The sequence below is a fragment of the Pseudomonas corrugata genome (assembly GCF_001269905.1).
In the GTDB taxonomy this organism is placed as follows: domain Bacteria; phylum Pseudomonadota; class Gammaproteobacteria; order Pseudomonadales; family Pseudomonadaceae; genus Aquipseudomonas; species Aquipseudomonas corrugata.
In genome coordinates, this window is sequence record NZ_LHVK01000021.1 from 24,228 (window position 1) to 35,627 (window position 11,400).

At 60.8% G+C, this 11,400-nt stretch carries 8 protein-coding genes; 1 reads left to right on the plus strand and 7 read right to left on the minus strand.

Features of this window, described 5'->3' with window-relative positions:
• Positions 1 to 7: 7 nt before the first annotated feature.
• Entirely contained in the window at positions 8 to 430 is a 423-nt protein-coding gene (locus tag AD665_RS22070) for a hypothetical protein (protein WP_053193714.1), read from the minus strand.
• Between the two features lie 200 nt (positions 431 to 630).
• Between AD665_RS22070 and AD665_RS27455 the strand changes: the two genes are divergently transcribed.
• Positions 631 to 2,154: a nucleoside deaminase gene (locus AD665_RS27455; RefSeq protein WP_053193717.1), complete on the plus strand. Its 1,524-nt coding sequence runs from the start codon at positions 631 to 633 to the stop codon at positions 2,152 to 2,154.
• Between the two features lie 171 nt (positions 2,155 to 2,325).
• Here AD665_RS27455 and AD665_RS22080 read toward each other — a convergent pair whose 3' ends face one another.
• Genes AD665_RS22080 through bcsZ form a run of 6 tightly spaced genes read right to left on the minus strand, consistent with a single transcriptional unit; the run spans position 2,326 to position 11,394 of the window.
• On the minus strand, positions 2,326 to 3,486 hold the full coding sequence (locus tag AD665_RS22080; RefSeq protein WP_053193720.1) for an alginate O-acetyltransferase AlgX-related protein: 1,161 nt from the start codon (positions 3,484 to 3,486) through the stop codon (positions 2,326 to 2,328).
• Entirely contained in the window at positions 3,486 to 4,901 is a 1,416-nt protein-coding gene (locus AD665_RS22085; RefSeq protein WP_024776307.1) for an MBOAT family O-acyltransferase, read from the minus strand. The genes AD665_RS22080 and AD665_RS22085 overlap by 1 nt, the downstream gene beginning before the upstream one ends.
• 18 nt (positions 4,902 to 4,919) lie before the next feature.
• Positions 4,920 to 5,588, minus strand: a complete 669-nt coding sequence (locus AD665_RS22090; RefSeq protein ID WP_053193723.1) for an alginate O-acetyltransferase AlgF — start codon at positions 5,586 to 5,588, stop codon at positions 4,920 to 4,922.
• On the minus strand, positions 5,585 to 6,253 hold the full coding sequence (locus tag AD665_RS22095) for an SGNH/GDSL hydrolase family protein (RefSeq protein ID WP_024776309.1): 669 nt from the start codon (positions 6,251 to 6,253) through the stop codon (positions 5,585 to 5,587). The genes AD665_RS22090 and AD665_RS22095 overlap by 4 nt, the downstream gene beginning before the upstream one ends.
• A gap of 15 nt (positions 6,254 to 6,268) precedes the next feature.
• Positions 6,269 to 10,192, minus strand: a complete 3,924-nt coding sequence (locus AD665_RS22100) for a cellulose synthase subunit BcsC-related outer membrane protein (protein WP_053193727.1) — start codon at positions 10,190 to 10,192, stop codon at positions 6,269 to 6,271.
• A complete protein-coding gene (gene bcsZ, locus AD665_RS22105) occupies positions 10,168 to 11,394 on the minus strand; it encodes a cellulose synthase complex periplasmic endoglucanase BcsZ (protein WP_053193730.1) in 1,227 nt (408 codons plus the stop codon). Before bcsZ ends, AD665_RS22100 begins: the two co-directional genes overlap by 25 nt.
• Positions 11,395 to 11,400: the final 6 nt, after the last annotated feature.

An 11,400-nucleotide genomic window follows, 5' to 3' on the forward strand; every position in this document is an offset into this window, starting at 1 on the left:
AGCCCCGTCAGTATCGAGCGAAAACGCGGGCCAGATAAGACCCCACGGCACCCAGGTTTCTGGCGAATTGCAGGCAAGGCTCGGGATTCAATAGCATGTGAAATTGCGCTTCCAGCTTGGCGAGCCTGCCGAGCAGGAAGTCTCTTTCCCCAGACGTCACATCAGGCTGGATAAACCGCGCCTCGATAGCCGCTCGATAGCCCAGGTACTCCCTTTCAAACCGGCCCCTGGCCAATGCATTGGTCCAAGGCAGCCCTACATACAAGAGGGAGGAAATGCCACACGAAAGAGCGGCATAGGACGTACTCCATACGCCCTGCATCCAGAGCGCAGCCAGGGGCAGTAGCATAATCAAAGGGAGAAGGATCTTGTAACCAGCCGTCATCGGCGGTGCAGACCAGAAGCTCGGGCCATATTTCGGTTTCTTCATCGCTATCGACTCCATGCGGTTGATGTTCCCTGCATGGATACCAGCTTTTCATCGCGCACGCATTCCAAAAGCATGCAGATTCTTTCCACGAATAAACGCCACACGGCAACTCGCCAAACCTCTACTACATTTACCTGAACGATCGGCTTCATGCCAAAGCCAACCGGTTCTCAACCACGACCACAGCGGAGGTGGCTATTGTGCTGAAGAATGCGGCGTTCATATTTATTCTAGGATTGGTGTGCAGTGCAGCCGATGCCTGCGAAGTCTATTTCAACATCGTTGGCGATCCCGACAGCTACGAGTACCGCAGGCTACCCGAATTCATTCGAAACGAGATGAGGCCACGCGTCAAAGCCAGCAGCAATCAGGATCGATATGGGCTTCAGATCCAAAGCCTGTGTTCATCCGCAAGTGAAGAAAAGCCATTGATTGCAACATTCAAAGTCCAACCTAACAACGTCTACCTGAAAGAAATCAATGAGTTGCCGCTGTGCGTGGAGGATGCAACTGGCCGGTGTCTGAAAAACAGCTACGACTACGTCGCTTACGACGGCGGCGCAAAGCTGAAAATCAACGAGGAAGAAGCCCTCAAACAGCTACAAGTACTTTCCGAAATCGATAGCCTGGACGATTTGGGAACGACCGACCAAGCCAAACAGGAAAACATTCATAACGCCGTTCGTTTCTTCGCCATGCTGCTGGCCGAATCAACGCGCTTCGACTACGTTCTGGACGACCTGACGTGCGCCACTGCGTCTGGCTCCGCCCTTCAGTTTGACGATTATTGGAAACTGGTTCACAACTGGGGAAGCATTTCGAAAGCAGTGAAGCTCAAACGCAATGAGGCGGAGAAGCTCAAGGCCCCGGCTACCTATCAAGGCGCGGGCGATCTCTTTGTACCCATCACACGCTCAATGGTGCCCTTCTTCAATGGGTTTCTTCCTTCGGTAGCAAATGATCCCGACTGGAAACCCAGCGACGACGGTAGGAACCTGGTTGTCCCTGAACGGACACCAAGCTGCACCCTGGCCTGGAGTTCTCCAGGTAATGAGCAGGAAGAGCGCGACGAAATATTTTCCTTGCTTGCCATGGCCGTTGTCCTGCAGGACTGGCAAGTCAATAAAGAGGATCGCCGAGGGCACAACATTGGTGGCGTCCTTGTAGACACCGCCCAAAAGCCCATTTTCTATGCACGCAACTCCGTAAGAAAACTGAACGACACGACGCAACATGGAGAAGTCCGACTCATTCAGAACTATCTGAAATGCGGCAAGGGAAAACGTAACGCCGCGAGCCTGACGGTCTATACGACATTGGAGCCGTGCGCCATGTGTACGGGGATGATGACCATGGCCGAAGTAAAACGCGTCGTTTACGTTCAGCAAGATCCTGGATTTGGAAAAGCGAGAGAAGCACTCCAGCGAATCAATTACCCACGAATCTACACGCAAGACACGGTCCTTGGGCTACCCCAGAAAACGGCTATCGAACGCGGCTACGAACAATACCTTTCGTCAGGGAAAAAAAGCCTGACGGATTATTTGCTCACCGACGAAGCGCATCAGGTCTTTGAGTCGGCGTTGGCGAGCCTGAAAGCTTATACCGTCAAATACCCCGGTAACGCAGCGGTTCTGAATGACGCCCGCTCTTACCTGAACACAGTAGAAACCGAAACGGTTGGAGAAGCCGTTCAAGCCCGATGCCCGGCGTCCTCGACTTGAAAGAGCAACGCCAACCAGCACATGGTCCGCATGCGAACGAATTGAACCTGCCCGTATCTCGTTGAGCTACCGTCGGGCTGGCGACGTTGCAGATCCGGTCACGGCGCCCAGTTCAAACCCCGCCCGTCGTCACTGCCCTTTGAACCCGAAACAAAGTCATCATCACCCCGCTCACTCCTTCTCGCTCAACATCCCTATAGCCTCATACGGCGTCTGCAGATCACGCTCGGGAATCTCCCAGATCAGCAACTTGGGAGGCGTCTCCCGAAAAGCCGGGTTGCTGAAGTACTGATTGGCGCCACCGGAGAATTCGCCACCGTCCTTGGCGAAGCTTCCCACCGGTGCTCCCAGTGCCAGTTCGAGAAAACCCACGAAGTTGGAATTGCGCGAGAACGAGGTGCCAATCAGCGCGACATTGGGCAGGCCTTCGTCGCCAAACAGATCATCGAGGTTGTCGCCGCCGTCCTGGGCAGCTTGCGGCTGCTCGCTGACTTGGGTGGCCGCGACGGTTTCCACCGTGGGTTGCCAGCTCAGCGGCAGCCAGTCGATGCCGGCCAGGTGCACGAGGTCACCTGCACGCAAGGCCGCCGGGTTGGTGAGGGTTACAAAGGTCTTTTGTGGCGTGGCGTGAATGCCCATCGCCTGTACCTGGTGCGCAATCGCCCGGGCCACCGCGTTGGAGCCGATCTCGCTCCAGTGTGTGTCGGTACGCAGGTAAGCCGATGCGCCCAACGGCTGCAGTGTCGGCGCAAGGTTCAGCGCCGATACTCCCGCCTGGTTCAGTGTCGCGGTCCATTCCGCCACCCGAGGGGCCAGTTCGGCCGGACGATCCAGGCCACACAACTGCTCGGCAGCAATACGGCTCTTGTCCGGCACCACCGCCACGAGCAATTGAATGCCACGTTGGCTCAACCGTCGTTGTACGTCGATCACTGCCTGCGCCTTGGCCTCGGCGTTGGCCCGGGCGTGGTGATTGATGCGCATCTCATCGGTCAGAAACAGCCAGCCCTGACAGCCCGGACGAACCCGGGGCCCGGTGTCATGGAACAGCAGCCAACTGGCGCCGCGCTCCAGATTGGCGGCCTGTTCGGGAAACCAGGCGTTGGACAGCTGCTTGGCGATACGGTGGGTGACGTCGCCATGCATCGCCGCATCGCGGGTCAGGTTGGGCGGCAGCATTTGCACCTTGCCGCTGACCAGCAGCCAGCCACAGGAAATCAAGCCGACACCGAGCAAGCCGATCAGTGAGTAGCCGCAGACTTTGCTGGTTCGGGTGACCAGGTCGCTGGGGGGCGGTGGTGCGCTGGGTGGAGACTTCTTTGGCGTCGTCATCAGAATTGAAAGTACAGGAAAGGCACGGCTTCACGGCTGGCGATCAGAGCGAACGACAGCAGGAAACCGGCTACGGGCCAAAAGGCGACAGCCAATGCATACAACGCATTGCCCGCCATTCGTCTTTCAAAACGTACCTGCCAGATCGGCAGGATCACGCACACCACGCCCAGCACCGCCGCCAGGCCCTGCACCGGCCGCAACGTCACCGCCAGCGCATCGCCGAGGGCAAACCCGTGCAGGCCGAACTGCCCGGCGTACAGGGTCATGGCCGAATGGAAATCCGGGGCACGGAACAGTGTCCACGCCAGGCACACGAACAATAGCGTCAGCACATGCGCCAATACACGCGGGACAGCAGGCAGGCTTGAGCGCGACCACGCCCGGTCGACACACAACGCCACACCATGGGCCGAACCCCACAGCAAGTAGTTCCAACTATCGCCGCCATGCCACAGTCCGGCAATGGCCATGGTCAGGAACAGGTTGCGATAGGTTTTCCAGACGCCGTGACGGTTACCGCCCAGGCCGATGTACAGGTAATCGCGCAACCAACTGGAGAGCGACAAGTGCCAACGCCGCCAGAAATCCTGGATGCTGCTGGCAAGGTACGGCCGGTTGAAGTTTTCCGGGAAGTGAAAGCCCAGCATCAGCCCCAGGCCGATCGCCATGGCGCTGTACCCGGCAAAGTCGAAGAACAGCTGCAGCGAGTACGCCAGGCAACCAATCCAGGCGTCCACGAATGAGGGGTTTTCCAGATGGAAGGCCACGTCCACCAACGGCGACAGGGTGTCGGCCACCAACACCTTCATGCACATGCCGACCATGAAGCGGCGTGCCCCCAGGGCGAAGTTCTGCCAGTTGAACCAGCGCTCCACCAGCTCACGGCGGACCCAGTCATAACGAATAATCGGACCGGCAATCGAGTGGCCGAACATGGAAATGTAGGTGGCGTAGTTGATGAAACTGCGCTCCACCGGAACCGTGTGGCGATGCACGTCCACCAGGTAGGAAATCGCCTGCAACACGATAAACGACAGACCGGCCGGCAACGCAACCTTCTGCCACTCAAGCGGCATGGCGCCATAGTGGGCCATCAGATCGCTCCATGTGCCGGCGAGGATGTTCGCGTATTTGTACCAGCACAGCACAGCGGTATTGAACACGATCAACGCGATCAGCAGCCGCAAGCGCCCACGGGAGTCCTCGCGGGAACGGTCGACCAGCAGGCCGCCGACCCAGGCAACGATGGTCAGCACGACATGCAACGACAGGAACAGCGGGCTCAGCCAGCCGTAGAACAGCCAGCTGCCCGCCAGCAGCACCCGGTTGCGCCAGCCGTGGGGAACCAGGGCGTAGATCAACAGGAAGGCAGGGAGGAACAGCGTCAGGAACTCGAGCGAGGCGAAAACCATGGCGACAGCGCAATCCGATCAGTGGGACAACGTGTCCGTGGCGGCCAGGAGTCGGGGTCCGGTGGCGGTCGGCAACAGCAATACGCTGTAGCGCTCGCCCGCCTTCAGCTCACCCAGGTCCAGCGCCGGGCCGACATTGGCATTGGCGCAGACCAGTTGCACGGACAGCTTCACCGGGTTGATCGAGCGACGTTGCAGGTTGCCTTCGGCTACGCCTTTGAACAGATCGGCGGTGCGACCTGCGGGGCGCAGACTGGCATCGACGCAACTGCTGTCCAGGTTGAAGAAGCCCAGCGAGGCCTTGAGGCCGTTGAAGTCGTCCGGGATGTCATGCACGGTCACTTGCCTGAGCCCTTTGCTATCCGGAAGCGCGACCACCGTCGCGAACTCGCCGGGCTCGGCTTTGACGTCCAGCGCCAGGCGCTGCTGGCCGCTGACCAGGGTGCCCTTGATGGCGCTGCTGGCCGTGACCGGGAAAAACAGCGACGCAGGCTGCGCCGCGTCCAGGGTCAGCGGCGGTTGGCCTTCCTGGGCTATGACCTGCATCGGCTCTGAGCCGCCGTTGACGAAGCGAATGAACGCGGCATCTTCGGCAGGACCGGTCGGGTACAACGGGATGTCCGCCGCCACCACGCTCAAGCTCGACAGCAGTAGCCCGGCAGCACTCAAGACCTTGGCGGTTTTCATTTCTTCGCCCCTTTGTTGCTCAGCGCTTCAGGCGGCAGCTTGCCCAGTGCATTGCCGATTGCACTGCCCCAGGCCTTGTAACCCGCCACAGTGAAATGTTGACCGTCCGTGGTGACCCATTGGCCCGGCTTGGAGAAGGTCAGCGAATCGATATAGGTGCAAGGCGCAACGTTACTGGCCAGGAATTGCGACATCAGTTGGGTGCGCGGATCATTTTTCTGGTACATGCCGCCCGCCTTGCCCCACGCCGGGCCGACCCAGGCACATTTGGTGCCGGTGGCGGCGATGGCCTTGGTCAGGCTGGTCACGCTCTGCCAGGCCCAGGCCTTGGGAAACGCCGGTTTGTCGTAGGACGCCATGGTATCGCCGATGACCAGTACGACCAGGTCGGGCTTGTCCTTGGCGATCAGCTCGGCGATAGGCGTGGTGGTCGCATCACGGCCCTTGATCTCGATCTTGGCGGTGCCTTTTTGCTCGGCGCCACAATCGACTTTCTTGGTGATCAACCAGTCACCGGCGCTGGCGCCACAGGCGCCGATGGAATGAACGATCGCTCCCTGGCGGGTGAGATCGGCGTTGAGCGGCTCCATCAGGTGGTCCGCAAGGCTCATATGGCTTTCGCCGAGCACCAGAAGGGTCAGGCCGGCAAGGGCAGAGGCAGGCATAGATATCTCCGGGAATCAGTTCGAATAAGGTGAGCGGTAAGGGCTGACCGGTAGCGCCATCGGGCTGCCCGTCATGTCCTCGAACATATAGCGCGCATACAGGCCACCATTGAATTGCTGATAGTCACTGGCGTTATCCATGCCGATCGTTGCACCAAGGAAGAAGCGCGAACCGAACTTGTACTCGCCGGCTGCCGCCAGGCTGTAACCCACACCGGTTTTGCTCTGTCCTGAGTAGCGCGAGTCGTTGGCCGCCTGGCGGTCACTGTCGTTCGGGAAGAAATCGGCGCCATCCTGCTGGAAGTGCTGGATGCCCACCGAACTCTTGACCTGATAGGTAAAGCGATCGGTGCGCTGTTGCCAGGTCACCGGCACGCCCAGGGCGAAATAGCTCTGTGGGCTGAAGTAGCCGCCATGCCCATACGTGAAGAAGTCCTGGTTGTTTTCGTAGCCCAGCGCAGTGGCGCTCAGGCCAACGGTAAGCGAGTGGTCCTGCGTGTTGTCCAGATACCAGTAGACACCACCGCCCAGCTCACCCCGGGTGTTGGACTCGACATTGTGGCCCAGCAGTTCGTGCACCGAGCCATAACCGTATACACCTACCTGCGAGTCGTCGTAGCTCAGTTCGCCACGCACACCATTGGCGGTGACCCCGCCCCACGATCCACCGCCAGGACGCTTGTCGGTGGTGCCTGCAAACGACGTCAGGCTGTCGGTGACCGCGCGACGGGAAGCCACGACCCGATAACGAACGTTGGCGTTGCTATCCAATGGGCGATCGACACTCACGCCCCCCACCGCCGTTGTGTACTTGAAACCGATCGGCGTGGTGCCGACATCGGCCTTGATGCCTTCATCGGGACGCTCGTACGCTACCCCAAGGCCGACGCCCTCGGCGCGTTGTGAACCGATACCGGAGGTTGTGCTGGAGCCGCTGCCGAAACGACTGGCGGCCTCACCCTTCACACTGCCGGCAGTGAGCGCTACGGGGGTAATGCGCACGGCGATGCGGTTGTCGCCGGCCGGCACGTTCACTTCGAACGGCGTTTCAACGTCAGTCAGTTTGCTCAGGCCCGATTCGCTGTTGTTGCTGCGAACGCTCACCCCTTGGGCAACGTAACCGCTGCGCTCCTGAAGAATTCCATTGAGCGCGCGCTGGGCGGAGCTTGTCGAATCGACGACGGTCAGTACCGTTCGAGGTTGCGACTGTGCATTGAAGGGATTGCTCTGGGCGACCGCGCCCCCCCGCACGGAGGCCGCTTGACCGCTGTTTCGCGGCTGGCCTGGGTAGGCATCGGCAGGCACGCCATCGGCACTGGCGAGCATGACACCGCCGTTGAGAATGGTCTCCGCCGGCGGTGGAATGGCCGACGCCGGGCCACGCAAAACCTGCCGACGCTGCCCCGCTCCGCCAGCGAATGGGTTCGCCGCCACGCTCATCGCGCCAGGCTGGGCGGCCAGGCTGCGTTGCTTCTCGGTCTGCTCGATGGCTACCGCTTTACGCAGCACGTCAGTCGCCTTGCCACTGTTGCCCATCGCCCGGTAGATGCGCGCGACCTCAGTCAATGATTGCGGATCGTAGTCCTGCAACGCCATGAACTGTTGCAACGCATTTTCCGCATAGCTGTTGTCGTGGGCGAGCACGGCAGCATCGGCCGCGTTCAACAACACCAACGGGTCGTTCGGGTTGCGCTTGAGCAGAGGCTTGTAAAGGTCGAATGCCTTGGCGTTGTCACCGTTGGCGGTGTACATCCTGGCCAGGGCCGAAGTGGCGGCGACATCACCCGGACGCTGGGCCAACGCCGGCGCCAACGTGTCGTAGGCCGCGGCCAGGTCACCACCCTCGCGCAACCGGTCAGCCTGACGGATACGGTACAGGTACAACACATCGTCATAACGCTTGCGGGTCGCGACGCTCAATGGCTGGTTCTGCAAGCTGTTCAGGATGGAGTTGACCTGGGCATCGTCCCCCGTCTTGAGCAGCAAGGATGCGTATTGCAACATCAGGTCGGCCGACGGCGCGCTGCCTTGTGCCAACAACGAACGCATCATTGACAGCGCCTGCTCGACATCCCCGGCATCGACATAGGCCGAAGCCAGCGTTGCCGTGCGCTCAGGGCTGCGAGCGGCCATCGGTTGCAAGCGATCCAGCAAGGCCAGGGCCTCCTGACGCTGCCCGCGTTTGGCCATGGCCGCCGCCAGATTGATCTGCGTGGTCAAGGTGATCCGATCCGCCAGATCGTTCATGTCAGCGGTGCGGCGGTCGACAGGAATCCGGTTGATGGTGGCCTGGGCGTCTTTCCACTGCTCCATTTCCACCGACAGCAAGGCGCTGGTATACAGCGCATCGACGTTGTTCGGGTGGTTTTTGAGAAAGGCGTCGATCAGATCTCGGGCCTTTTTCGATTCGCCGGTTTTCAGATACAGGCGCGCGAGGCTGAAGCGCGTCCAGACGTTGTCCGGGTCGCTGTTCACTGCGTCGGCCAGCGCGCTCTGGGCTCCGCGGATATCACCACGCTGCTCGGCCACACCAGCCATCTGGGTGGAGCGCAAAGCACGCAACTGGCCGGTGTCGCCGAGCTTGGCCTGTTCAGCGGCAGGCAGGCTGTCCAGCAGGCTCAAGGCCTCATCGGCCTGCCCGGTTTGCGACAACACATTGACCAGGCCACGTATGGCCTGTGGGTTGCCAGGCTGGCTCGCCAGTACCTGACGGTAGCTGGTGGCTGCGCTGTCGAACTGGCCGGCCTGGGCCTGGATGTCGGCCAGGGTAAGACGAGCGTCGACGCCATTGGGGTTCAAGCGCATGGCCTGGGCGACGGCCTCGGTTGCCTTGGCGGTCTGCCCTTTGGCCTGCAGTTCGCGACCCTGTTGCAACAGCGCCCAATAGCGGACACCGTTCAGTGCGGTTTTCCAGCGGGTGCCACCGGTGTTGATCGCACGGGTCAGCAGTTGCTCGGCTTCCGAGAAACGCCCCTGTTGCTGACGGACCACACCCAGCCCGCCCAGGGCATCGCTATCATCCGGTCGCACCTTGAGGCGCGCCTGGAACGCCTTCTCAGCGCCGACCTGATCGCCCTTCTCCAAAGCGTGCAACCCGCTCGCCACCAAGGGATCCTGCTGCCAGGTGGAACCTGCGTTGGTGGCCGCTTTTTGCCGCCCCTTGTTCATCTGGTCACGGATTTCCTGATCGTCCGGGTGAACCTTCAGGAACTCTTCGAACAGCGGCACCTGGGCAGCATTCGGCGGGCCGATCCAGACCAGCGCCAGGCGCCAGCTTTCATCGGCATCGCCGGCAATTTCCACGCGTTTGGTCAGTCTGGCGAGCACGCGGGCGCCTTCGGCACGGCTGTCTTCGTGACGAATCAGTTGCTTGCCATAGAACAGTGCCAGGATCGCGTCATCGGGAGTCTCACGCAGCAGGCGCTCCATGCCCTTGCGCGCTTCGGCCCAACCGTCGGCATTGAAGGCCAGGTTGTTGTAGTACTCACGCCCGACGGTGCCTTCAGGGGTCAGGCCGTTGAACATCCGGCGAAACATCTCGGTCGCCTTGTCGCGCTCACCTGCGTCGACCAGTCGACGGGCCTCATCCAGGCGCGTCTTGTTGTCCGGCTTGGCCAGCGCAATGTCCTGCTCCAGTTGGCGAGCCAACCAGGGCTGCGGCGACAGTGCTTGCAGGCGCGCCAGATATTCCTGGGCCTGTTGCGGTTTGTTCTGCTTGACGCCGATCAATCCCATGCCATAGAGGGCATCGACCTGATTCGGATCGAGGCGCAGGACCTTTTGCCAGATTTCGGCGGAGCGCGACGCATTCGAACGGGCTTGCCAGTACTGCCCCTGTTCAACCAATTGAGCCTGGATGTCCGTGCCTTCGGCATGAACACCGGAGGCAATCAGCGCGGTAAAAACTGCAACAGCTAGCGTAGAGCGGCGCGGGCGCATGACGTCTCCCAGGACAAAGTGAGCGTTCCGTCATCACGGAACTGGTAACGCTTCTCTGCCCAACCCAACCCGAACAGGCTTAGCATGACGTTGTAATAGAGAGGATCGGCACCTTGGTCGCTGCCTTTAGCGAACGCCGCAGCAATACTGTCCTGAGCGCGACGTTGCTGTTGCTCGGCCAACCAGGGGTGCCCCTTGGCGATGAAATACGGCACCAGCGCCGCCGAATAACCGAACGGCCCCGTGCCATCGACTGCACCGGAAACCACCTGGGCTTTTTCTGGCGGGAGACCGCTAGACGCGGTGCTTTGGAGCATGCCATCCAGCACTTCCAGAAGTTTTGGATAAGCTGAATCGGTCCTGGGTGTCATCCCCGCCCACAGGTAAACGCGGATCGCGTCGTAACTGCCCAATCCGCCCTTGATCGGATCGATCACGAACAGCCCGGACTGCGCGGAAGTCCCCCGATAGCCCACCCAATCCGCGATATAGCCCCTGGGGCTGGCACTGCGGATCAGCTTGACGGTGTTGTCCGCAATTTCTTTCCATGGCCCCTTCGGTTGCTCTTTGGCCAGGCGCAGGAGCAACGGCCGAGGCAGATAGCTCGGATTCAGGCGCCACAGATGGTCTGGCTGGACAAAACCTTCGGGGCCCGGCAGCAGCATTTTGCCGAGGCCCGGCAACGTGACGACCAGCTTCGATTCAATGGTCTTGAGCAACTGCAGCGCATCGACACGGTACTCGGGACGCTGCCACAGCCGCGCGGCTTCGAGCAGCGAGTAGACGATCCACAGGTCGGCATCGGACGCCGAGTTAGCATCCTGAAGCTGCCAGCGCCCGTCCTCGCCCTGCCCCCACAGCCAACCAGGCAGGCGGGCCGCGGGGTCCGAGCCGAGCAGATTTGCGCGGGTCCACGCCCACAGGTGCTCGAAGCGCGCCTGATCGTTACCGATCAACGCGAAGAGCATGCCGTAGGACTGCCCTTCCGAGGTGCTGTGGTTGGCCTCCATGCTGGAAGACAACATCCGGCCATCGTCCTGGACGTAGCGAGTGGCCCAGGATTCCCACAAAGGCCAATCCCGGGCTCCACAGGCCGATTCCGTTGCGAACGACGGCAGGCACGTCAATGACACGAGAGAGGCCAGCATGGCGCAGGCAGTACTGCGCAGCCAACCGCAGGACAGAACGCGACGCACGTTCATCGATAC